The organism is Nonomuraea sp. AD125B (assembly GCF_041402765.1).
GTDB lineage: Bacteria > Actinomycetota > Actinomycetes > Streptosporangiales > Streptosporangiaceae > Nonomuraea > Nonomuraea bangladeshensis.
Map to the genome: position 1 here is coordinate 265,490 of NZ_JBGLOU010000010.1, position 22,439 is coordinate 287,928.

Below are 22,439 nucleotides of genomic sequence, written 5' to 3' on the forward strand. Positions count from 1 at the left end.
CCAAGGAATGTGGATCGTGCGACGATCGGAACGGTTATGGCACCTGCTCTACGAGTACGGGTGGACGGAGCACTTCAGCGGCGTGTGGGTGACCGGGCTGGACCTATCCGGTCTAGGGCGTCGTCTGGGGGTGAAGGCCGGTGATGCGCGGCTGTGCGACCGCGCGGCTCTCTCGCAGATCCTGCTCGACTCTTATGGTGATGGCGCGACCATCATCTGGGCCGATCGCCTGAACGACGACTGGCTCCAGATCATCGAGCCTCAGGGCGCCGCTTGCAGCACGGCCATGGCGGAGCTGTCCGGCGATGGCGGGCGCGCCGTAGGGGTGGCCTGGGGTCCGGGCGGCGTACGGGACCTCCGGTATGCGGTGGACGGCGAGGAGATCACCAGGTTCAGCGTCACCATCCCCGATCGGCGGTCCGGCCGAGTCCCTGACGCGCTGGACACTGCCGCCCAGGGCCTGCTCTTCGACCTGGACGACTCAGGCTGGCGTACGGACCCGGAGTTGCCGCCGGCCTGGACCGCCTTCGAGGAATGGTTCATCGCCCTCCAGGAAGGCGGGGGGGTGGAGGGAGACCTGGAAGGCCAGGAACCGCTCCCGCCGGAATTCGCCACCCTCTACGAGTGGTCGCTCAACGGTTACCATCCCGCCCTGGCGACCAGCATCACCTCAGCGCTGGCACTCGTCGGTAGGATCACCGGCAAAGAGATCGACCGCGAGTGGCTGAGCGGTAGCCATCCCTGCATGTCGATCCCTTTGAAGGGGTGACCAGCAGACCGCGATCTGACCGGCCGGGCCTGCCATGCCCTGGCCCGGCCTCCAGCGCCAGGATCACTTGCCACGGCCAACCGCCTGTGCACCTGGAACGAGATCCGGCGTCAACCACGCCCCTGAAGCCTGCCGCCAGGCACGGCGGCGCTGCTGGTCAAGTTCCTGCCCGCCGCGACGGTCGCGGCGCTCGGCGGTCCGGGGGCGTTCGCCGCCGCCGTGGACGACTCGCTCGACCGGGCCGCGGCCGTGCTGGGGGAGGGGGAGGAGGCGGTGCGCCGGCTGATCCTCGGCCCCTGACACGCGGGTCGCGCGTCAGGTCCTGGGGCTGGTGAACAGCCGGGTCACCAGCCAGAGGGCCACCCCGAGCACCAGCAGCACGCCCGCGATCTCGTACTGGCCGGCCGGCCGCCCGGACGACCACGGCAGCACCAGGTAGAGGCAGGTGACCGTGCCCAGCACGGGCAGGACCCGGCCCGCGGTGAAGTGCGCGACCTCGACCCGGTCCCGCCGCAGCACCAGCACGGCCACGTTGACGGCGGCGAACACGGCGAGCAGCAGCAGCGACGTCGTCCCGCCCAGCAGTGCCACGACCGGGCTCTGCGGATCCAGGGAGACGAAGACGATGAGCCCGACGGCCAGCACGGTGGTGAACAGGATCGCCGCCTGCGGCGTACGCCTGACCGGGTGCACCGAGGCCAGGACCGGCGGCAGCACGCCCCGCCTGCCCATGCCGTAGAGGAGCCGGCTGGCCATCATCATGTTGATCAGCGCGGAGTTCGCGACCGCGAACATGGAGATGAACGGCATCAGGCCGGCGATCGGGAAGTCCGGCGTCGCCGTCCGCACCACGGTCACCAGCGGCGTCTCGCTGCCGGCGAGCTGCCCGACCGGCACCACGGCGACGGCGCAGATCGACACCAGGACGTAGATCAGCCCGGTGATGCCGAGCCCGGCGAACATCATCCGCGGGAACGTCCGCACCGGGTCCTTGGTCTCCTCGGCCATGTTGACCGAGTCCTCGAAGCCCACCATGGCGAAGAAGGCCAGCGACGTCGCCGTGCTGATCGCCAGGAACACGTTCTTGTCGGCGGCGGTCTCGAAGGCGACCACGCGGGAGAAGTCCGCCTGCCCGCCGAGGATGAAGAACATGCTGAGCACGATGACCAGCAGCAGCCCGGACAGCTCGATCAGGGTGAGCACCACGTTGGCCTTGACGCTCTCGCCGACGCCGCGCAGGTTGACCGCCATGACCAGGAGCATGAAGCCGGCCGCGATGAGCAGCACGAGGAGGTTGCCCCCGTCCAGGCCGAACCCCTCGACCAGGTTGGCGGCGAAGGCCCGCGCCGCGGCCGAGGCGGAGGTGATGCCCGAGCACATGACGGCGAAGGCCACCAGGAAGGTCAGGGCGTGCCTGCCGAACGCCTTGTCCACGTAGAGCGCGGCGCCCGCGGCCTCCGGATACTTCGTGGCGAGCTCCAGGTAGGAGCAGGCGGTGATCAGCGCGACCGCGAAGGCGACGACGAACGGCAGCCAGGCGGCGCCGCCCACCTCGCCGGCGACCTGGCCCATCAGCGCGTAGACGCCCGTGCCGAGGATGTCGCCGATGATGAACAGCAGCAGCAGCCCGGGGCCCATCACGCGCTTCAGGCTGTGGGGGCCGTCGCCGGTCCTCGCCGGGCCGGGGGGAGTGGTCTGGGTCATGGCCGGTCCTTCGCTGTACGTCCTGCGGAGCCGTGCGTGCACATACCATCACGGTAGGTCACGCGCGCCCCGGCATGTGGTGGTCAGCGACACTGCCCGGCGGCGGGCCGAATCAACGTCTGGCGAAGTCCTGCGTCCAGTAGAGCGGGCCCTGCCCGTTCTTGGCCGCGCCGACGCCGATGTGGGTGTAGGCGCAGTTCATGATGTTCTCCCGGTGGCCGTCGCTGTTCATCCAGCCCTTGACGACCTCGGCCGCCGTACGCTGCCCCATGGCGATGTTCTCGGCCCAGGCCGAGCCGGTGAAGCCGGTGGCGCGGATGCGGTCGACCATGTCGCGGCCGTCCTGCGAGTCGTGCTCGAAGTAGTCGTTCTTCGCCATGTCGGCCGAGTGCCCGAACGCGGCCCGCCGCAGCTTGGCGTCGTGGGTGAGCGGGCCGCAGCCGCCCTTGGCCCGTTCGGCGTTGGTGAGGCGGACGACCTCGTTCTCCACCGCCGTGCCGACGGACGTGGCGGACGCCTTGGCCGTCGGCTCGCCGGACGCCTGCGTCCGCGGGGCCGTGGGGGTAGGAGTGGGGGTCGGGGTGGGCGTGGCGCAGGTCAGCCGGACGGCCTTGGACGTGGCGGTCCCGCCCCGGTAGTCGGTGGCGACCGTGTAGTACGTGCCGGGCTTGCACGGCAGCCGCAGGGTGATCTTCCCGTCCCTGGTGGCGCCGCTCTTGACGACCGGGTCGGCGCCGGGGACGGCGCGCTTGACGCGGATGCGCAGCAGCGCCGGACGGACGCAGTCGCGTCGGGTCGCGGCGGCCACGATGGTGAGCGCGGCGACCTCCGGGCGGGCCACGCCGACCTGGCAGTCGTCCGACTCCTTCTGTGGCTTCTTCTCCGGCTTTGCGGACGGGGCCGGCGTCGCGGTGTCCGCCGGCGCGGTCACCTTCGACGCCGCGCCGGCCGCGGCGTTCCCCGCGTCGTCGGACGGGCCGCAGGCGGCGAGGGCGGCGACGGTGGTGACGGCGGCGAGCACCCCTAGGGGTCTGCGCATGAGGTTCCTCCAGGTGGCGGGAGACGCAACGCAGTCCCGCATTCTGCCACAAAAAGGACATTTCGCCCCCAGTGTTGCCAACTGGGCATCACTGGCACTGTGGCACCGCCAGCGCGACGTGACAACACCCGCCCCGTGGGACCCGAGCTCCCGGGAGGTGCGGGCCAGTGGCGACGGACCAGGCCATGGCCTTGGTGTGGAGCCGCCAGGCACGTCGTCCCGGATAATGCCCTGATGATTCCTTTACGTACGGCCGCCGTGGCGGTTGTCTTTCCGGTCCTGATCGCCACCGCAGGCTGTGGCCTTCTGCGCACGGTTGCCGGCGAGTTCCGCATGACCATGCCGAGCGAGTCGATGAAGCCGACCATCGAGATGGGGGCGCGCCTCACGGTGCGGCGCACCGCCGATGACTACGTTCCCCGCCTGGGTGACGTCATCGCCTTCATGCCGGACGACTGGCGCGGCATCACCCCGGACGCCCTGCACGTGTCGAGGGTCATCGGCGTGCCGGGAAGCACCGTGGTCTGCTGCGATTCCCAGGGGCGGCTCAAGGTGAACGGCAGGGCGCTGCACGAGCCGTACGTCGCCGGCCTGCCCGCGTCGTATGTGAAGTTCAGCGTTCAGGTCCCACCTGGCCGGCTCTGGGTGATGAGCGACAATCGCCACATCGCCCTCGACTCTCGCGCTCACCGCGCTGACCCTGGGCAAGGCACCATCGCGGTCTCCGGCGTCAGCGGCGTGGTGAGTCCGCCGACTCCCTGAGGGAGCGCGCGGCGCGATCGCCTCGCGGGTCACGCCGCCGTCGGGGCCGCCAAGACCACTGGCGGCCGGCCCGCCTGGCGGGGTGTCTCATGGATTAGCCGCGGCCGTCCGGAGAAGGTGAGGGTCATGACTAAATCCGCGCTGGTCGTCATCGACATGCTGAATCCCTATGACCACAAGGACGCCGACAAGCTCACCCGGCACGTCGCGCCGATCGTGGAGCCGCTGGCGGGGCTCGTGGCCCGCGCCCGTGAGCGCGACGACGTGGAGCTGATCTACGTCAACGACAACTACGGCGATTTCTCCGCGGACCGGCACGAGCTGGAGAAGCGGGCGATGGAGGGGGAGCGGCCGGACCTGGTGGAGCCGATCCTGCCGCCGGCGGAGTGCGCCTTCCTGCCCAAGGTGCGCCACAGCGCGTTCTTCGGCACCTCCCTGGAGTACCTGCTCACCCACCTGGAGGTCGGGACCGTCGTGCTGACGGGGCAGGTGACGGAGCAGTGCGTGCTCTACAGCGCGCTGGACGCGTACGTGCGGCACGTGGACCTGACGGTGCCGCCGGACTGCGTGGCCGCCATCCACGAGGACCTCGGCGAGGCGGCGCTGCGCATGATGGAACGCAACATGTCGGCGAGCCTGACCCCGTCCCAGGAGATTTTCGCCTGACCGCTTATGAATCTACATTGTAAAGGCGCTCCGCCGGTGAGGTCGTGGTGAGCGTCCGGTGAGAGGGCTTCGCCATCGTCAAACCCATCACCGGGGCCACCAGGGGACCGGCCGTGCACGGAGGAACAGGACGATGGGCATGCTGACGGGGAAGACGGCGCTGGTGACGGGGGCGTCGCGGGGGATCGGGCGGGCGGTCGCGCTGCGGCTCGCCGCCGAGGGTGCGCTGGTCGCCGTCCACTACGGCGGCAACGCCGAGGCGGCCAAGGAGACGGTGGCGCGCATCGAGGAGGGCGGCGGCCGGGCCTTCGCCGTCCAGGCCAGGTTCGGCGCCGACGACGCGCTGGACCGGCTGTTCGACGGCCTGGCCGCCGGGCTCGCCGACCGCGGTCTGGACGTGCTGGTCAACAACGCGGGCATCGCGTCCATCGCCCCCATCGCGCAGGTCTCGCCGGACGAGCTGGAGCGGGTGCTGGCGATCAACGTGGTCGCGCCGTTCTTCGTGATTCAGCGGGCGCTGCCGTTGCTGAACGACGGCGGCAGGATCGTCAACATGGGCTCCACGGCCAGCCGCTTCGCCGTCACCATGCAGATCGCCTACACCGTGAGCAAGGCCGCGCTGGAGTCGCTGGCCCCGACGCTCGCCAACGAGCTGGGCCGGCGCGGCATCACGGTGAACACGGTCGCGCCCGGCGTCGTGCGTACGGACATGACGGCCGGGCACACCCTCACGCCCGAGCTCGTCGCCGGGCTGGAGGCGATCACCGCGCTCGGCCGGCTCGGCGAGCCCGAGGACGTCGCCGACGTCGTCGCCTTCCTGGCCGGGCCGGACAGCCGCTGGGTGACCGGCCAGACGATCGACGTCTCGGGCGGCACGTGGCTCGGCCCGCTCGGCGTCGCCTGACCGGGCTCAGCTCACGGGCTCAGCTCACGGGCCCTGTTCACGGGCGCGGCTCACCAGGCCCGGCTCCCGGGCTCGGCTCGCGGGGCCGGTGGATAATCACCGGCATGCGGTTCGGAATCCTCGGCGAGACGCGGGCCTGGCACGACGACGGCACCGAGGCGCCGCTGGGCGGGCCTGCCCGCCGCGCCCTGCTGGCGCTGCTGCTGCTGCGTCCCGGTGCGGTGGTGCCGGCCGAGCGGCTGGCGGGGGAGCTCGGCCAGGGGGCGGAGCCGTCGGCGCACGCGCTGCAGTCCCAGGTGTCGCGGTTACGCGCGGCCCTCGGCCCGGAGGCGGCCATCGAACGGACCGGCGCCGGCTACCGGATCGTGGTGCCGGCGGACGCGGTCGACGCCGTCCGCTTCGAACGGCTCGCCGCCGAGGGCCGGGCGGCGCTGCGCGACGGCGACGCCGGGGCCGCGGTGCGGCTGCTGCGCGAGGCGCTGGGGCTGTGGCGCGGGCCGGCGCTGGCCGGGCTGCCCGACGGCGAGAGCGCCCACGCCGCCGCTGCCAGGCTGGAGGAGCTGCGGCTGGCCGCGCTGGAGGACCGCATCGAGGGCGAGCTGCGGCTGGGCGAGCACCGCGCGGCGGTGCCGGAGCTGCGGGAGCTGGCCCGCCGCCATCCGCTCAGGGAACGGACGGCCGCGCTGCTCATGCGGGCCCTGTCGGCCGGGGGCGGGCAGGCGGAGGCGCTGCTGGTGTTCGAGGAGACCCGGCGGCGGCTGGCCGGCGAGCTGGGCGCCGACCCGTCGCCGGAGCTGGCCAGGCTGCACCGCGAGCTGCTGGCCGCCGGTCCCGCGCCGTCGCCCGCCGCGCCGCCCGCGCAGCTCACCTCGTTCGTGGGCAGGGAACGCGAGGTGGCCGGGGTCGCCGCTCTGCTGCGGACGGCGCGGCTGGTCACGCTGACCGGGCCGGGCGGCGTCGGCAAGACCCGGCTGGCGGTCGAGGTCGCCGCGGGCGCGGACGGTGAGGTGTGCTTCGCCGAGCTGGCGGCGTTGAGCGACGGCGGCGGGCTGCCGCAGGCGCTGCTGGCCGCGCTCGGCCTGCGCCACGACGGGCTCCAGCTCGCGGGCGGGGCGCGGGCGCCGCTGGAGCGGCTGGTCGCGGCATTGTCGGACCGGGAGCTGCTGCTCGTCCTGGACAACTGCGAGCATCTGATCGACGAGGCCGCGGCGCTGGCGGGGCGGCTGCTGGCGGCCTGTCCGCGGTTGCGGGTGCTGGCGACCAGCAGGGAACCGCTTGCGGTCATCGGCGAGCGCGTCTGGCCGGTGCGGCCGCTCGACGGTGCGGCGGCGGTCCGCCTGTTCGCCGACCGGGCGTCCGCCGCCGGGCGTGGGCTCGCCGCCGATCCTGGTCTCGTCCGGCGGATCTGCGCGGCCCTCGACGATCTGCCGCTGGCGATCGAGCTGGCGGCGGCGCGGCTGCGCACCCTCGGCGTGCGGGAGCTGGCCGCGCGGCTGGACGACGTGCTCGGTGTCACGGCGCGGGGCGTCCGCACGGCCGACGAGCGGCACCGTACGCTGCGGTCGGTCGTCGCGTGGAGCTGGGAGCTGCTGTCGCCCGAGGAGCAGCGGGCGGCGCGCCGGTTCACCGTCTTCGCGGGCGGCGCGAGCGGGCGGGCCGCCCGCGAGGTGTGCGTGGCCGGGGGTGACGTGCTGGAGTCGCTGGCCGACAAGTCGCTGCTGGAGGTCGCGGGCGACGGCCGGGTGCGCATGCTGGAGACGATTCGCGCGTACGGGGCCGAACGGCTGGAGGAGGCGGGCGAGGGCGAGGAGGCCCGGCGCGCCCATGCCCGGCAGTTGCTGGAGCTGGCGCGGGCGGCCGACGCGCATCTGCTCCGCGCCGAGCAGCTCGACTGGCTGCCGGTGCTGGGCGCCGAGCACGGCAACCTGCTGGCGGCGTTGCGGTGGGCGGCCGGGGCGGGGGAGCGGGGGCTCGGGCTGCGGCTGCTGGCGGCCGCCTCGGCGTACCTGTGGATCCGGGGCGTGTCCGCCTCGGTGGCGCCGTACGCGATCGCGCTGCTGTCCGGCGAGCCGCCGCAGGACGGCGGGCTCGGTGAGGAGTACGCGATCTGCGTCCTGCACGCGGCCGCCGTCCCGGCCGGGCGGGAGCTCTGGCTGCGGCACGCGGCGGCGGCGGGTGAGGCGCTGGCCGCCGCGTGGCCGGGTGACCGTGCGGGCCGTCATCCGGCCGCACTGCTGTTGTGGATGATGCGTAACGCGGGCGAGCGGGATCCGGGGGACGCCTTCACGCTGGTCTCGGCGCAGCGGCACTGTCCGGACCCGTGGGCGCGGGCGTTGTCGCACTATGTCGGCGGTTTCGACGCGCTGGGGACGGGCGGCGCCGCGGCGGGGGAGGACGCCTTCCGCGCGGCCGCCGAGGGGTTCCGTGGGACCGGCGACCGCTGGGGTCTGGCGCTGGCGCTGGACGTCCTCGCGGGGCTGGCGAGCGGGCGCGGCGACCAGGCGGAGGCGATCGCCCTGACCGATCGGGCCCTGACGCTGAGCGGTCAGCTCGGCGCGCTGGAGGACCAGGCCGACTTCCTGGTGAACCGCGCCGACTACCTGATCTCCGGGGATGGCGCGGGGGACTTCTCGGCGGCGCGGGCCGGCTATGCCTCGGCCGCCGCGCTGGCTCGCCGGGCGGGCAGTTCGTCCGGTCTGGCCGCGGCCCTGCGCGGTTTCGGTGACCTCGCCCTGCTGGCCGGCGACCTGGCCGAGGCGGAGCGGCTCTACGCCCGCGCGCTGGAACGCAACGACCCGCACTGGGTCAGGAGCCTCGGCACCCAGGTACGCATCCTCGTCGGCCTCGGCCGGGTGGCCGCCGCGCGTGGCGACCGGTCCACTGCCGCGACGCGCTACGGCCAGGCCGCCGAGGCCGCGGCCGCGATGGGCCCCGCGGTCCCGGGCGCGCTGCGCCTGCTCGGCCTGCCCGCGGGGATCGCCGCCGTCTTGACCTCCGGGTGAGCGGGGGACTGCCCGGCCGCCTCTGAACGAGGTGAAAGTTTCAGGGGGAAGCGGCAGGTCGTCCGGCGCCGGGTCCGTACGCCGGTTGACGTCATGCCGGTGACGTGCGATCAAAGCTCGCACGGGACGACGGAGTCACGTATCAGGGCATGTTAGCGCTACCAAAGGGGACCCGATCCTATGAGACGCCTGGCAATCCTGCCCCTTCTGCTGCTCGTGACGTTACTTTTCCCGCTGCGGGAGGCCGTGGCGGACACCAACGTCGCGCGCTCGGCCACCCCGTCGGCCTCCTACACCTCGGCGTGGGAGAGCGTGGCGGCGATCAACGACGGCATCGACCCGCCGCGCTCGAACGACACCGTCAACCGCCGCTGGGGCACCTGGCCCCAGACCGGCACGCAGTGGGCCGAGCTCACCTGGTCGTCGGCGCAGAACCTGCGCTCGGCCGACGTCTACTTCTTCGACGACGGCGGCGGCGTGCGCGTCCCGGCGTCGTGGAAGCTCCAGTACTGGACCGGCAGCGCCTACGCCGACATCTCCGCCTCGTACCCGGTGGCTGCCGACACCTACAACACCGCGTCCTTCTCCCAGGTCAGCACCACGCGGCTGCGGGTCGTGCTGCAGAGCGGCCAGGGGTCGGTCGGGCTGCTGGAGGTGCGGGCGTTCACGCCGGACACCGGCGGCGGCACCAGCGGCTGGAACCCGCCCTCCTCCCTCGTCACCCCGCTGGACGAGGTGTGGCGGCACGTCGAGTCGACGTACTCCAACCCGTACGGGTTCCGCAACTACGGCTGGGACCAGATCATGGCCAACCGCGGCTCCGTCAACTACTGCGTCCGCTGGGACTCCAGCGCCACGGTGACCGCCGCCCAGCGTGACCAGATCCACGCGGCGCTGGCCCGCCAGTTCAAGAAGTGGATGGACGTGATGGCCGGGCACAACGGCTGGCCGTACGCGGACGTGCCGCTCAAGGTCGTCGGCTGGGCCGTACGCGACCGCGCCCAGCTCCAGTGGAGCGACACGAGCGTGGACATCTACGTCAACGACATCCGCGAGAACGCGCCCCAGTGCTCCGAGCCGTGCGGCCGTTTCTTCAACCAGAGCGGCAACTACCCGAACTGCCCGGGCGGCGCGTCGCACCACTACGACATGTCGCTGTGGCTGACCGCCGGCTTCTCCGGAGGCGCGGGCGGTGACTGGGGGCAGCGGGTCGGCAGCGAGTACTACATGTCCAACCTGAACGCCGCCAACATGCACATCCTGCTGCACGAGATAGGCCACTCGTTCGGGCTGGACGACTTCTACGACTGGACGCCGACCGGCGTGTGCTGCTTCCTCATGAAGGCGGGCAGCGCGACGTCGATCACGGACTTCGACGCGTGGATGTTCCGTGACTGGTGGCGTCATCTGAAGAGCCGCTACGGCCTGTGAACACGGCGATCTGCGCGGCGGCCAGCGCCACGGCCGGGGCGAGGAACGCGGTCAGCAGTGCCTGCGCGTACGGGCTGCTCTGCGTGCTGTGGTCGTAGGCCCGGGCCCCGACCGCCGCGTAGACGGACCAGACGAGGAGGGGGCCGGCCAGCCCCGCGACGAGGCCGGGCCCCCTCCTCGCGGCCCGTCGTGCCGTGCGGGCCGCGATCACCGCCACGATCACGAACGGCGTCACCAGGAGCAGCGGGTCCGCGATCACCTCGACGGGCTCCGGCAACTCTCCCGGTGCGCGGTCGAGGGCTTGCAGGGTGCGGAACGCGACGAAGCACACCAGCCCCGCCGCGACCCCCGGGTGCCGCAGCGCGAGGGCTCCGGCGGCGGCCCCGATGCCGCCGCCCGCCAGCGAGGCCAGCAGCGCCACGCCCGGGGGTTCGACGGTCACGCCGAGGGCCTGCGCGTACTGCATCGGGCCGCCGGCCAGCGCCGCGCCCAGCCAGGCGGCGACCGGCACGGCGGCCGACGGCTCGCGCCCGCCCCGCAGCCGCCCGGCCAGCACCGTCGCCAGCACGACCGACGCGGCCGGGTACCACAGGGCGGAGGTGAGGTCCCGGTACCAGCCGGGCCCGTCGTACGGGTGGTAGTCCTCCCACAGCGTCAGCCCGGCCGCCTGCGCGGCGGCGAGCTGCCCCGCCGCCAGCACCGCGCCCGCCCCGGCGGCGACCGCCACCGCCGGGAGCCGTGAAGGCGGCGCTTCCCCCGGCCCCTGTCGCGCTTCCCCCGACTCGTGCCGGGCGCTCACCGGCCCCTGCCGGGCGGCCAGCGCGTACGCGAGCACGGCCCCCAACGCCCACCCCGGCCAGCCGGGCCATTCCAGCCAGCTCCCCATCGCGTCGGCGGTCTCGATCCCGGCCAGCGCGGTCGTGAGCACCGCCCACGCGCCTCCCCACAGGGTGGCCAGGGCCGCCGCGGCGGGCGACCCCCGTAACAGCAGGCCCGCGAGCACGCCGATGAGCGGCCCGGCGGGCTCCGGCCGGCCGGCCAGGGTCAGCAGCGCGGCCGCCGCGGGCGCCAGGAGGCCGGCGACGAGCGCGGCGCGGAAGATCGGCATCCGTCCAGCGAACCACATCCCGCTAGGTCGTGACAGGCGTTCGCATCCCGGTGCGGGCCGACTCCAGGGCCGCCGTCACCATGGCGAGGCTGCGGATGTTGTCGTGGCACTCGCCCTGCGGTGCCCGCCCGGTGCGCAGCCCGGTCACGAACTCCTCCAGCCCTTCGGCCAGCCCGCCGAAGCGCCGGGGCCGCTCCGGGTAGGGGTCGTCCTCCCGTTTGCGGGCCTGTACGACCTCGCCCTTGGCCGGTTCGGCGACCGGGTCGCCGTCGCCGTCCCATAAGGCGGTGCCGCGCGGGCCGGTCGCCCGCCAGGAGCCGGTCCACGACGTCGGCAGGCCGGGCGCCGACCAGCTGCCGGTGAAGGTGTAGCGCAGCCCGCCGGTCATCTCGAAGATCGCCGTGGCCGAGCACGCGCCCGGGTACCAGGTCCACGCCGGCCGGAACGACTCGCAGTACACCGACACCGGATCGGCTCCCGACACCGCCCGCGCCGCGTCGAACAGGTGGATCGCCATGTCCTGCAGCAGCGGGTGCTCCAGCGTGGACAGGAACGCCGCCCCCCGGTACGGGATGAAGAACTCCGACGTCATCAGCCCGAGCGGCCCCAGCTCGGCCACGGTGCGCCGGTAGGCGACCAGGCCGCGCTGGTGGCGGCGGTTCTGGCTGACGGCGAACAGCCGGCGGGACTCGTCGGCGGCGCGCACCATGGCGCGGGCCTCCTCCAGGGTGACCGCCATCGGCTTCTCGCTCAGCACCGACACCCCGCGCCGCAGCGCCGTCACCGTCACCTCGTGGTGGGCCTGCGGGACGGTGCAGTTGACGACGAAGTCGGGCTCCTCGCCGTCCAGCAGCGAGGTCAGGGACGCGCCGGTGGGTAAGTCGTCCAGGCCGAGGGCGTGGGCGGCGGCGCGGGCCCGTTCGGGGGCCACGTCCACCCAGCCGACCAGCTCGACGCCGGGGTGGGCGAGCAGCTCGGGCGCCCACTGCCCGCCGATGAACCCGGCTCCGGCGATCACCGCGCGCAGCGGCCGGTCGGCTTCCACGGTCGCGAACGTCGCTGACGTCATCGTGCCCCCTGCCAGGTGATCGGGGTGTGGGCGTTCTGGAGCGGCTCGCCGGTCCCGGCGTCCGGGGCGGCCCACAGGACCGCGTTGGCCAGCACCCGCCGTACGTCCGGGTGGTGGTAGACGGGGTATTTCTGGTCGCCGGGGCTGAAGTAGAAGACGCGGCCGAGTCCGCGGCGGTAGCAGCAGCCGCTGCGGAACACCTCGCCGCCGGCGAAGCCGCTGACGAAGACCAGCTCGTCAGGCTGGGGGATGCCGAACGGCTCGCCGTAGGTCTCCTGCGCCTCGATGACCAGCGGGTGGGGGACGCCGCGGGCGATGGGGTGGCCGGGGGAGACCGTCCAGACCAGCTCGCGTTCGCCGGCGTCGCGCCAGTTGAGCGTGCACGTGGTGCCCATGAGCGAGCGGAAGATCTTGGAGTAGTGGCCGGAGTGCAGCACCAGCAGGCCCATGCCGCCGAGCACGCGGCGTCGTACGCGCTCGACGACCTTGTCCTCCACCTCCTCGTGCGCCATGTGCCCCCACCAGGTGAGCACGTCGGTGGCGGCGAGGACCTCGTCGGTGAGCCCGTGCTCGGGCTCCTCCAGTACGGCGGTGCGGACCCGTGCCCGGGGGCCCAGCTCCTCGCGCAGCCCGTCGGCGATGGCGCCGTGGATGCCGGTGGGGTAGCGGCGGCGTACCTCCTCCTCGCGCGGCTCGTGGTAGTTCTCGCTCCACACGGTGACGTTGAGCGGGGCTTCGGCTGGGGGTGGGACGTGGGCCGCCATCCGTTTCCTTCCGGTCGTCGATCGTCGCCCCTTTTCCTCCCCCGCCGTCCCCGCCCCGGAACTAGTGATCTACTTTGTAAAGGCGGTTTGTTTGGTTCACCACCCAGCGAACCAAACAAAAACACAGTCAACAAAGTGGCGGCAGGGCGCGCTGGAGATCGACCGGGACTTGGTGGATGTGGATCAGTTGCTCACCGATGTGACGATCTGTTGGGTGACCCGTACGGCGGCTTCGCCGCGATGGAGGCGTCTGATCTGCTGGTGGAGGATGTGCGGGTGACGGTGGTCTCCTGTTCCAGGTGCGACAGCTTGTGGGGGTTGCGTACGTGGTAGACGCCGGTGACGTGGCCGTTCTCCGCGCGTACGGCGATGACGCCGTCGATCTCGCCGTTGACGCCGACGAGCAGTCCGGGGCTGCCGTTGATGTGCACCGGTTGGACGGATCGCAGCTTCTCGGCAGCACGTACTTCGTGATCAGGGAGACCGGCAACCTGCGCAGGATCGGGGAGCCGGAGGAGCGCATCACCGCCGTGGCGACCTGGCGGGACGCCACGTACCTCACCGAGCCGGAGGGGGGTCCGCATGCCGAGCTCGCCGGTCCCGCTTTCCAGGAGTGGCTGGACGCCCAGCTCTGAGCCGGCCTCGCCCTTGTTCTCGGTGCTCGACCGTCCGGGGCCCTCGGGAACGAGGGCTTACCCGACGACGTCCTCCAGAAAGGGCTCCGCCGTATGTTCTCAGTCGGTCGGTTCGGTTCCTGGGCGGGCCGGTTGTTCGCCGGTGTTGTCGGCGGCGTCGCGGCGTTCCTCTTCGGCCTTGCGTTCGGGGTCGACCGGGGGTTCGACGGGTTCGGCGGGGATGGGGCGTGGGGAGGAGGTGCGGACGTCGCCTCCGGAGCGTTCGGCGACGATGTCGCTTTCTCCGTTGACTCGGCCCACTGCGGCGGGGAGGTCGTCGCTTGTCGTGTTTTGTGCGTTCATGACCGGCATCTGCCCGGAGCGTGGCGGGTGAAGCGCCTGTACTTCCGGCGTGGTATTCGGGCCGGTCGTTGGTCCCGGTGGGGTAGAGGGAGTTCGCTTCCCTCGCGGGACGTCCTGCGTGGTGCGGCCGGCGGAGAATGCCGGTCACCGGGGCTCAAGGCCCGTACGACGCCGGAGGGAGGGCGCTTCGCCATGACCGTCGCCCCGATCGATCTGTTCGCCTCGTCCATCCATCTCGACCGGGAGGGCCGGATCCGCGCCGGGAGAAGGACCGCCGACCCCGACCAGGACGGCTGGCGGCTGACGGCGTTCCATGCCAAGGTGGGCGGGGACGTGCATGTCGGCCATTGGGAGGTTCATCCGGAGGCCGAGGAGATCGTCTCGTGTCTGGTCGGCAAGATCCGCCTTTACCTGCGTGCGGAGGGGCCGGGGCAGCAGGAGGAGGAGGTCAGGCTGACGGCGGGCACCGCCGCGATCGTCCCGCGCGGGCGCTGGCACCGGATCGAGCTCGACATTCCCAGCAACATCCTGGCGGTGACGCTGCCGCGGGGCAGCCGCGTGGAAAGGCGCCTCGCTGAGGACGGTTCCGCCCTGTGAGACGGATGGAGACGCCATGTGGAGGAGGCGGACGGTCCTCGACCGGCCCTTGGCGGGGCTGCTGACGGCTCGTGCTCAGCGGGCGCTCGACCTGGCCGGGCAGGAGGCGGGGGTGCTGGGCCATGACCGCGTCACGGCCGTGCACCTCCTGGTGGGCCTGGCCGGCGTGGGTGAGGGGGTGGCCGTGATGACGCTCAGGAGCCTCGGACGCGGCCTCACGGCCTCAGCCGCCCGAGGGACGGAGGTCGGCCTCGACCAGGTCCTGGAGCGGGCTCGCCGTGAGGCGGCCGGGCTCGGGCACCGGTACGTCGGAACCGAGCACCTCCTGCTCGGCCTCCTGTACGACGAGACGACGGCTGCCGCCCTGGGAGTCGGTCTCCGGCAGGCGCGTGCTCAGGTCGTCAAGGTGCTTCACGGTGAGGATCACTGAGCGCGCTGCGGCGTTCGATGAGCAGCACGTCGCGCCAGAGGCCGTGGTGGCAGCCGATGCGTTCCCTGGTGCCGACGACGCGGAAGCCGAGGGCTTGGTGCAGGGCCAGGCTGGCGGTGTTCTCGGGGAAGACGCCGGACTGGACGGTCAAGACGCCGGCGTCCTCGCTGGCGGCGACGAACGCGGTCAGCAGCGCCCGGCCGATGCCCTGGGCCTGGTGGCGGGGGTGGACGTAGATGCTGTGCTCGACCACGCCGGCGTACACGCAGCGTGACGACACCGGTGAGGCGGCCACCCAGCCGAGCACCTGGCCGGTGCGGGTGTCGCAGGCCACGTAGCGCAAGCCGGGCAGCCGGGCCGCGGTGAAGTCCTCCCAGCTCGGGGCGGTGGTCTCGAAGCTGGCGTGGCCGCTGTCGAGGCCGGCCTGGTAGACGGCCAGCACCTGTCCGGCGTCGGCGGCGCGCATCGGCCGGAGCTCCACGTGCGGCGGGGCGGCCGGTTTGGCGGCCTGGACGATCGCCGCGTGCGTGCCGTCGTCGTGGCCGGTGGTCGGTGTGATGCGTACGCCGGTGAAGCCCGCGGCGGCCAGCAGTTCACGGTATTCGCCCACGGGGAGCGCTCCGGCGGCGCAGCCGGTGCGCTGCTCGGTCGTCGTCGTGTGCGTGGTCACCACGTCGCTGACGCCGAACCGTCCGCCCGGCCGTAGCACCCGGAACGCTTCGGCCAGCACGGCGGCTTTGTCGCTGGAGAGGTTGATGACGCAGTTGGAGATGACGACGTCCACCGAGCGGTCCTGCAGCGGCAGCCGTTCGATGGTGCCGGGCAGGAACTCGGCGTTGTGCGCGCCGGCCTGCTGGGCGTTGCGCCGGGCGAGCGCCAGCATGTCCGCGCTGGCGTCCACCCCGTACGCCTTGCCGACGGGGCCGACGCGGCGGGCTGACAGGAGCACGTCGAGGCCGCCGCCGGAGCCGAGGTCGAGGACGGTTTCGCCGGCGCGCGGCTCGGCGACGGCCACCGGGTTGCCGCAGCCCAGGGCGGCTCGTACCGCTGCCTGGGGCAGCCCTTCGAGGTCGTCGTAGCCGGCGGTGCCGGTGAGGGTCCGGCCGGCGTCGGCGGCGCGGGCGAGCGCGGAGTAGTGGTCGATGATCTCGTCGTGGGCCATGGCTCGGGGCTCCTTCACGGGCAGGTGGGTGGGGGCGGCGCGGGGTTGCCCATGACGACGTCGGCGGCGGTGGGGAAGCAGCTGACGCACGTGTCGTTGATCCGGTAGAGGCTGGAGGTGCCCTGCCGTTCCACCAGGACGAACCGCACCTCGGCGAGGATCTTGAGGTGGTGGGAGACGGTGGACTGGCCCACTCCGGAGGCGGTCACGATGTCGCCGACGCTCATCGGCGCGCGCCGCCGGGCCAGCAGGGACACGATCTGGATCCGGGTGGGGTCGGCGAGGGCCTTGAACCAGCCGGCGTACTCCTCGGCCTGTTCGCGTGGCAGGGGTCCGTTGTTGGCGTTCATCGTCCATCGACGATATTCGATGAACTAGTGGAGGGGAAGCCCTCTTTACCTGCCGGCCAGGCGTCTGCCCAGCCGCTGCGCCGGCAGCTCCACCCAGCGCCAGGTCAGCGCGGACAGCCCGAGCAGCGCCGCGTAGACCGCCCCCAGCAGCGTCAGGCGTGCGGCCAGCGGCAGGGCCCGCGGGTCCGGCAGGAAGAACTCCACGCTCTCCAGCAGCAGCGGGTGCAGCAGGTAGATGGAGTAGGACACCAGGCCGAGCCACGTCAGCCACGACGGCATCGCGCGCCGGCGCAGCGCCATCGCGGCGGCGAACGTCAGCCAGGCCGCCGCGATCGCCGTCTGCACTCCCGGTTCGGCGCGTGCGAGCCACAGCCCCGCCAGCGGTACGAGCGCCGTCCAGGCGAGGTGCCGGCGGCCGTACTGGCCGGTCTCGACGCGGTACAGGGCGGTGCCGGCGAACATGGTCGCCAGGATGAGCAGTCCCTGCCACGGTCCGGGGTAGCTCTGGTTGACGGCCAGCAGCAGCAGGATCGTGCCCGCGACGGCCACGGCTCCGGCCTGCCGGGTGCGCCGGCCGCCGCGCAGCACGGCGGTCAGCCCGGCGGCCAGCACGGCGGTGACGGCGAGCACGACCGTGAGCATGCGGCCCGCGCCGCCTGCCGACAGGAGGGTCACCGGCAGCAGCCCGGCGCCGAGCACGGCAGCCGCGGCGAACGTGAGCGCGGCCGTGGTGCTGCGCCGGTGTGCCCCGAGGGTGAACATGGCGGTCAGCAGGAGGTAGAAGGCCATCTCGTAGGACAGGGTCCACAGCACGTTGGCGACGTTGGGGGCGTACATGAGGTTCTGCAGCATGGTGGCGTGTGCCAGGGCCAGTGCGGCGGGCCGGCTGTTCCACCAGGTGTGCAGGTCGTCCCAGCCGGCCGCGGCGAGCAGCAGCATGCCGGCCACGCACACGGTGAACAGCGGCCACAGCCGGAAGAAGCGGGAGATCCAGAAGGCTCGCAGGCTGCCCCGGCGTTCCAGTGACGCCGGCACGATGTAGCCGCTGACGAGGAAGAACACCATGACGCCGTACCAGCCGGGGTCGAAGACGGCCTTGACCGGCTCGCGTGCCTCCGGCCAGAGCGGTGCCAGCGCGTGTTCGAAGACCACCACCATGGAGGCGAGTCCGCGCAGCGCGTCCAGCCAGGCCAGGCGGCGGGTGTGCGGCCGGCCCGGGCCGGTGGCGGCGGTGGGGGGAGCGGACAGCATCCGGACATCGTAGTAAGGGACGTCTTTTACCGCTTTGTCGCGCGAGTTCCTGTCAGAGCGGTCCGAGGAGGTCGTGCGGGTCGGCGTCGAGGTCCAGGGCCGCCAGGACGCCCAGGAGCTCGCGCTCCTCGTACCGGAAGTGGGAGTGCATGATCGCCGAGAGGCCGTCCAGGTGCAGGGCCAGCTCGTCCGGCGCGGCGTCCGAGGTGATCGCGTGGTCGAAGCGCCGGAGCAGCTGCGCGATCAGCTCGTGGTCCTGCCGCAGCTTGGCGAGCGTGGGCCGCAGCGACGGGTGGCGCGCGGACAGCTGGGGGAAGAGCCCGGCGTCCTCGCGCACGTGATGGCCGTCGAGGGCGGCGCAGAAGCCCTGGCAATGAAGCAGGAGGTCCGCCCGCGCCGCGGCGGTGTCGCCGGCCCGCAGGGATTCGCGGGCGAGGCGCAGTGCCCGGTGCAGGCGCCGGTGCGCCGCCTGCAGTTCGAGGTGCCAGGCCAGGAGCCTGTGCTTGTCGTGCTCACCCACGGGTGGGGAACGGGGAAAGGGTCATCGTGACCGCCTTCCTGATCCGGCGCCTCCATGCCTGACGCGGCCCGTCACCGGCACGCGACGCTGGCTGCGATCCTCCTGGCACCCTAGTGGACGGAGAAGCCGCCGTCGACGAACAGCATCTGCCCGGTGACGAACGCCGAGGCGTCCCCGGCCAGGAAGACGGCGGCGCCGGCGAAGTCGGCCGGGACGCCGTTGCGGCCGGTCATGTGGCGGGCGGCGAGGGCCTCGACGCGGCCCGGGACGGCCTGGGCGGGCGCGGTCAGCGGCGTGAGGACGAAGCCGGGGATGATCGTGTTGACGCAGACGCCGGCGGCGGACCAGGCCTCGGCCTGGGAGCGGGTGAGCCCGGCGAGGCCGGCCTTGGCGGCTCCGTAGGCGCCGCTGTCGCCGAAGGCGCTGATGGACTGCTGGGAGCCGATGTTGATGATCCGGCCCCAGCCGCGGGCGGCCATGCGCGGGCCGAAGTGCTGGCCGAGCAGGTAGGGGGCGGTGAGGTTGACGGCGACGGTCAGCTCGTAGTCGTCGGCGGTCAGCTCGGCCATCGGTTTGCGGATGTTGTTGCCCGCGTTGTTGACCAGGATGTCGATCTCGCCGGCGGCGTCGTCCATGGTGTCGCAGACGCGCTGGACGTCGTGACGGTCGGCGAGGTCGGCGCTGACGCGGGTGGTGGTGACGCCGTGCCTGCGCAGGCGGCCGGCGGCCTGGTCGAGCTCGGCGGGCCGGCGGGCGACGAGGACGACCTCGGCTCCGGCGCGGCCGAGGGCCTCGGCGATGGCGTAGCCGATTCCTGAGCTGCCGCCGGTGACGAGGGCGCGGCGGCCGTGGAGGGAGAACAGCTCCTGCAGATAGTGCGACACGGTCGCACAAGCTAGCACCCGGGCGGGGGGGGCGTAGGGGAGGGCGCGGGAGATTGCGCGGGCGTGGCGGCGCGGAGTAAGCTCGAACACTCGCATTTATGCGCCAGCTTTCACAGCCTTCCCGATAGGAGTATACCACTCGATGGCTAACCGTCAAGATGGTCTCGCCGAAGCCCTTGACACCGAGCAGCGCACTGTGTCGTGGCTGTACGAACTGCTCGACCTCGCCAGGGAACGCGCGCAGGCGACACTGCGCCAGGTGTACGGCCGAAGCGGCGGCAGCCGTCAGGCGATGGTCGAGCGTGAGGCCCTGGCCTCGGAGCAGGCGCGCAGGCTGGCGCAGCTCAACGCGGTCGAGCGGGGCCTGTGCTTCGGCCGCATCGACGAGCGCTCCGGCCCCAGCACCTACATCGGCAGGATCGGGCTGCGCGACGAGCGGCACGAGGCGGTCCTGATCGATTGGCGGGCGCCGGCGGCGCGGCCCTTCTACGTGGCCACGGCGACCGATCCCGGCGGCCTGCTGCGCCGCCGCCACCTGCATCTGAAGGACCGCCGTGTCATCGCGATCGACGACGAGGTGTTCGACCTGGAGCGGATGAGCGAGAGCGACCGGCGCACGCTGGTGGGGGAGGCGGCGCTGCTGGCGGCGCTGCGGCGGGGCCGTACGGGCCGGATGGGCGACGTGGTGGCCACCATCCAGACCGAGCAGGACCGGGTGATCCGGGCCGGCCTGCAGGGCGCGCTGGTGGTGCAGGGCGGACCCGGCACCGGCAAGACGGTCGCGGCGCTGCACCGGGCGGCGTACCTGCTCTACACCCACCGCGACGTCCTGGAGCGGCGCGGCGTGCTGGTGGTCGGCCCGAACGCGATGTTCCTGCGTTACATCGGCCAGGTGCTGCCATCGCTGGGGGAGACGCAGGTGGTGATGACGACGGCCGGGGAGATGTTCCCGGGCGTGCGGGCGACGGCGGCCGACGCGCCGGCCGCCGCGGTGGTCAAGGGCGACCTGCGGATGGCCGGGGTGGTGGCCGCGGCGCTGGAGCTGCGCCGCCGGCCGCCGGAGGGCGACCTGGTGGTGGAGCTGGACGGGCTGGCGCTGCGGGTGCCGCACGAGACGTGCGTGCGGCTGCACGAGCGGGCGCGGGCGGTGCGGCTGCCGCACAACATGGCCCGCAAGCTGTACGTGAGCGAGCTGCTGAAGGAGCTGGCCCGGGCCGAGGCGCGGGCGCTGGAGGAGTCGCTGCACATCGAGGACCTCGCCAACGGCGACCCGGAGATGGAGGAGCTGGCCCAGCCGCTGGACCTGGAGGGCGACCTGGACGAGCTGGACATCGACCTGGCCTCGGAGCGGCTGTGGGGCGAGCCGGCCGTGCGCCGCGCCGTCGAGGGCCTGTGGCCGGAGCTGACGCCGCAGCGGCTGATCGCCGGCCTGCTGGCGGACCCGCGGGCGCTCGAAGCGGTCATGCCGCCCGGCCTGGACTGGGCGCCCCTGCTGCGGCCGGCGGACGCGCCGTGGACGGTGGAGGACGTGCCGCTGCTGGACGAGGCGGCCGAGCTGCTGGGCGAGGACGACTCGGCGGCGCGCGCGGCCTCCCGCCGCAGCCGGGTCGAGCAGGACGAGGACCTGCTGTTCGCCAGTGAGGTGCTGCAGACCACCGGCGTGGCCGAGGAGGGCATTCTCGCGCGGGCGGACGTGCTGGCCGGGCGGCACGCCGACCCGGGCGCGGAGCTGACCACGGCCGACCGGGCGGCGGCCGACCGGGGCTGGGCCTACGGGCACGTCATCGTGGACGAGGCGCAGGAGCTGTCGCCGATGGCGTGGCGGATGGTGATGCGGCGGGTGCCGGCCAAGTCGCTGACCGTGGTGGGCGACATCGCGCAGACCGGCTCGGCCGCCGGGGCGCGCTCGTGGGGCGAGGTGCTGGACCCCTATCTGCGGGGCCGGTGGCGGATGGAGCATCTGCGGGTCAACTACCGGACGCCGGTGGAGATCATGGACGTGGCGGCGGACGTGCTGCGCGCCTTCGACCCGGCGCAGGAGCCGCCGGAGTCGGTGCGGTCGGGGGAGTCGGCGCCGCGCGCGGTGCGCGTCCCGATGGGGAGACTGGTCGAGGGGCTGAAGGAGCTGGTGGCCGAGGAGCGGGCGGCGATCGGGGAGGGCCGGGTCGGGGTGGTGACCTCCGACGCGCTGCGTGAGCGGGTGGGGCGGGAGTTCCCGGCGGCCGACCTGGACGCGCCGGTCACGGTGCTGACGGTGACGCAGGCCAAGGGGCTGGAGTTCGACGCGGTCGTGGTGGTGGACCCGGCGGGCATCCTGGAGCAGTCGCCGATGGGCGGGCGGGACCTGTACGTGGCGGTGACGCGGGCGACGCGGCGGCTGACGGTGGCCTACGAGGGCGAGCTGCCGGCCGTCCTGTCCCGCCTGGCCGGCGGCTCCCCCGTGTAGGGGCCGCCGGGGTCAGGAGCCGCCGGGGTCAGGAGCGGGGGTCAGGAGCGGGGGTCAGGAGTCGCCGAGTTTCTCCGCGGCGGCCCAGATCGCCCGGGTGACCTCGTCGAGCGCGCGCAGGGTCTCGGTGTCGAGATGGTCCATGATGCGGCGCATCTGCTGGCTGCCGACGCTGTTGACCTCCTCGAGGAAGGCGGCGCCGGCGGCGGTGAGCTCGACCCGGCGTACACGCCGGTCGTGGGGGTCCTCGTGCCGGCTGACCAGGCCCTGGGCGAGGAGGCGGTCGACGATGCCGGTCACGGTGCCGGGGCCGACGCCGAGGCCGGCGGCGATCTCCTGGCCGCTGGCCGAGCCGCCGCGTACGGACAGGAGCATGACGACCTTGAGCTGGCGCATCGTGAGGTTGGAGGTGAACAGGGGGGATTGATGCTGGGCGAAGACGCGCCCCAGGTTGCGTTGCGTCTCGGCGATCCTGCGGATCAGGTCTTCGCGTTCGTCGTTCACTTTCACCTCTCGCTTCCTGAGAAGGTTATCAGGAAGGTTTGATGTGTCTAAATATTCGCGTGATGCGAAGTGTTAGTCTAAGCCGAACTCTTGGAGGGGG

Annotated in this window: 23 protein-coding genes; 10 read left to right on the forward strand and 13 right to left on the reverse strand. The window is 72.8% G+C overall.

Features of this window, described 5'->3' with window-relative positions; genetic code table 11:
- Nucleotides 1-16 precede the first annotated feature (16 nt).
- A complete protein-coding gene (locus tag ACBR40_RS26650; protein ID WP_344217067.1) occupies nt 17-769 on the forward strand; it encodes a DUF6461 domain-containing protein in 753 nt (250 codons plus the stop codon).
- 315 nt (nt 770-1,084) lie between these two features.
- On the opposite strand, the gene ACBR40_RS26655 is transcribed toward ACBR40_RS26650, so the two are convergent.
- Both ACBR40_RS26655 and ACBR40_RS26660 read right to left on the reverse strand, forming a co-directional pair.
- Nucleotides 1,085-2,473, reverse strand: coding sequence for an APC family permease (locus ACBR40_RS26655; RefSeq protein WP_371250510.1), 1,389 nt, complete (start codon nt 2,471-2,473; stop codon nt 1,085-1,087).
- A gap of 112 nt (nt 2,474-2,585) precedes the next feature.
- Nucleotides 2,586-3,512, reverse strand: a complete 927-nt coding sequence (locus tag ACBR40_RS26660; protein WP_371250511.1) for a CAP domain-containing protein — start codon at nt 3,510-3,512, stop codon at nt 2,586-2,588.
- Between the two features lie 234 nt (nt 3,513-3,746).
- Here ACBR40_RS26660 and lepB point away from each other — a divergent pair, with 234 nt between their 5' ends.
- The 5 genes from lepB to ACBR40_RS26685 all read left to right on the forward strand — a co-directional run bounded on the left by lepB (nt 3,747) and on the right by ACBR40_RS26685 (nt 10,277).
- Nucleotides 3,747-4,274, forward strand: coding sequence for a signal peptidase I (gene lepB, locus ACBR40_RS26665; protein ID WP_371250512.1), 528 nt, complete (start codon nt 3,747-3,749; stop codon nt 4,272-4,274).
- A gap of 126 nt (nt 4,275-4,400) precedes the next feature.
- A complete protein-coding gene (locus tag ACBR40_RS26670) occupies nt 4,401-4,940 on the forward strand; it encodes an isochorismatase family cysteine hydrolase (RefSeq protein ID WP_344217076.1) in 540 nt (179 codons plus the stop codon).
- A 133-nt stretch (nt 4,941-5,073) separates the two neighbouring features.
- Nucleotides 5,074-5,844, forward strand: coding sequence for an SDR family NAD(P)-dependent oxidoreductase (locus tag ACBR40_RS26675; RefSeq protein ID WP_371250513.1), 771 nt, complete (start codon nt 5,074-5,076; stop codon nt 5,842-5,844).
- Nucleotides 5,845-5,948: 104 nt separating this feature from the next.
- Nucleotides 5,949-8,846 (forward strand): BTAD domain-containing putative transcriptional regulator, encoded by a 2,898-nt coding sequence (locus ACBR40_RS26680; RefSeq protein ID WP_371250514.1) that lies wholly within the window; start codon nt 5,949-5,951, stop codon nt 8,844-8,846.
- A gap of 180 nt (nt 8,847-9,026) precedes the next feature.
- Entirely contained in the window at nt 9,027-10,277 is a 1,251-nt protein-coding gene (locus ACBR40_RS26685) for a hypothetical protein (protein WP_371250515.1), read from the forward strand.
- Here ACBR40_RS26685 and ACBR40_RS26690 read toward each other — a convergent pair.
- From ACBR40_RS26690 to ACBR40_RS26705, 4 genes are all read right to left on the reverse strand, one after another.
- Nucleotides 10,210-11,385, reverse strand: a complete 1,176-nt coding sequence (locus tag ACBR40_RS26690; protein ID WP_371250516.1) for a hypothetical protein — start codon at nt 11,383-11,385, stop codon at nt 10,210-10,212. The two genes, ACBR40_RS26685 and ACBR40_RS26690, sit on opposite strands and share 68 nt — an antisense overlap.
- Before the next feature lie 22 nt (nt 11,386-11,407).
- Nucleotides 11,408-12,454, reverse strand: coding sequence for a Gfo/Idh/MocA family protein (locus ACBR40_RS26695; RefSeq protein WP_371250517.1), 1,047 nt, complete (start codon nt 12,452-12,454; stop codon nt 11,408-11,410).
- Nucleotides 12,451-13,218 (reverse strand): ThuA domain-containing protein, encoded by a 768-nt coding sequence (locus ACBR40_RS26700; protein WP_371250518.1) that lies wholly within the window; start codon nt 13,216-13,218, stop codon nt 12,451-12,453. The genes ACBR40_RS26695 and ACBR40_RS26700 overlap by 4 nt, the downstream gene beginning before the upstream one ends.
- A gap of 191 nt (nt 13,219-13,409) precedes the next feature.
- Nucleotides 13,410-13,649, reverse strand: a complete 240-nt coding sequence (locus tag ACBR40_RS26705) for a hypothetical protein (protein WP_371250519.1) — start codon at nt 13,647-13,649, stop codon at nt 13,410-13,412.
- Nucleotides 13,650-13,652: 3 nt separating this feature from the next.
- Here ACBR40_RS26705 and ACBR40_RS26710 point away from each other — a divergent pair, with 3 nt between their 5' ends.
- Complete coding sequence (locus ACBR40_RS26710; RefSeq protein ID WP_371250520.1) at nt 13,653-13,853, forward strand: hypothetical protein; 201 nt, start codon at nt 13,653-13,655, stop codon at nt 13,851-13,853.
- A 99-nt stretch (nt 13,854-13,952) separates the two neighbouring features.
- On the opposite strand, the gene ACBR40_RS26715 is transcribed toward ACBR40_RS26710, so the two are convergent.
- On the reverse strand, nt 13,953-14,204 hold the full coding sequence (locus ACBR40_RS26715) for a hypothetical protein (protein WP_344217094.1): 252 nt from the start codon (nt 14,202-14,204) through the stop codon (nt 13,953-13,955).
- 183 nt (nt 14,205-14,387) lie between these two features.
- On the opposite strand from ACBR40_RS26715, the gene ACBR40_RS26720 reads away from it, so the two are divergent.
- Entirely contained in the window at nt 14,388-14,792 is a 405-nt protein-coding gene (locus ACBR40_RS26720) for a cupin (protein ID WP_344217096.1), read from the forward strand.
- A 16-nt stretch (nt 14,793-14,808) separates the two neighbouring features.
- Nucleotides 14,809-15,222, forward strand: coding sequence for a Clp protease N-terminal domain-containing protein (locus tag ACBR40_RS26725; RefSeq protein ID WP_371250521.1), 414 nt, complete (start codon nt 14,809-14,811; stop codon nt 15,220-15,222).
- Here the strand turns inward: ACBR40_RS26725 and ACBR40_RS26730 are convergent.
- The 5 genes from ACBR40_RS26730 to ACBR40_RS26750 form a co-directional block, all read right to left on the reverse strand.
- Entirely contained in the window at nt 15,194-16,384 is a 1,191-nt protein-coding gene (locus tag ACBR40_RS26730) for a GNAT family N-acetyltransferase (protein WP_371250522.1), read from the reverse strand. The two genes, ACBR40_RS26725 and ACBR40_RS26730, sit on opposite strands and share 29 nt — an antisense overlap.
- A 14-nt stretch (nt 16,385-16,398) precedes the next feature.
- Nucleotides 16,399-16,734, reverse strand: a complete 336-nt coding sequence (locus ACBR40_RS26735) for an ArsR/SmtB family transcription factor (protein WP_371250523.1) — start codon at nt 16,732-16,734, stop codon at nt 16,399-16,401.
- A 45-nt stretch (nt 16,735-16,779) separates the two neighbouring features.
- Nucleotides 16,780-17,985, reverse strand: a complete 1,206-nt coding sequence (locus ACBR40_RS26740; protein WP_371250524.1) for an acyltransferase family protein — start codon at nt 17,983-17,985, stop codon at nt 16,780-16,782.
- A 52-nt stretch (nt 17,986-18,037) separates the two neighbouring features.
- Nucleotides 18,038-18,505: a hemerythrin domain-containing protein gene (locus ACBR40_RS26745; protein WP_371250525.1), complete on the reverse strand. Its 468-nt coding sequence runs from the start codon at nt 18,503-18,505 to the stop codon at nt 18,038-18,040.
- Nucleotides 18,506-18,615: 110 nt separating this feature from the next.
- Complete coding sequence (locus ACBR40_RS26750) at nt 18,616-19,389, reverse strand: SDR family NAD(P)-dependent oxidoreductase (RefSeq protein ID WP_371250526.1); 774 nt, start codon at nt 19,387-19,389, stop codon at nt 18,616-18,618.
- 142 nt (nt 19,390-19,531) lie between these two features.
- Here ACBR40_RS26750 and ACBR40_RS26755 point away from each other — a divergent pair, with 142 nt between their 5' ends.
- Nucleotides 19,532-21,835, forward strand: coding sequence for an ATP-binding domain-containing protein (locus tag ACBR40_RS26755; RefSeq protein ID WP_371250527.1), 2,304 nt, complete (start codon nt 19,532-19,534; stop codon nt 21,833-21,835).
- Between the two features lie 54 nt (nt 21,836-21,889).
- Here ACBR40_RS26755 and ACBR40_RS26760 read toward each other — a convergent pair whose 3' ends face one another.
- Nucleotides 21,890-22,345 (reverse strand): MarR family transcriptional regulator, encoded by a 456-nt coding sequence (locus tag ACBR40_RS26760; RefSeq protein WP_344217112.1) that lies wholly within the window; start codon nt 22,343-22,345, stop codon nt 21,890-21,892.
- Between the last annotated feature and the right edge of the window lie 94 nt (nt 22,346-22,439).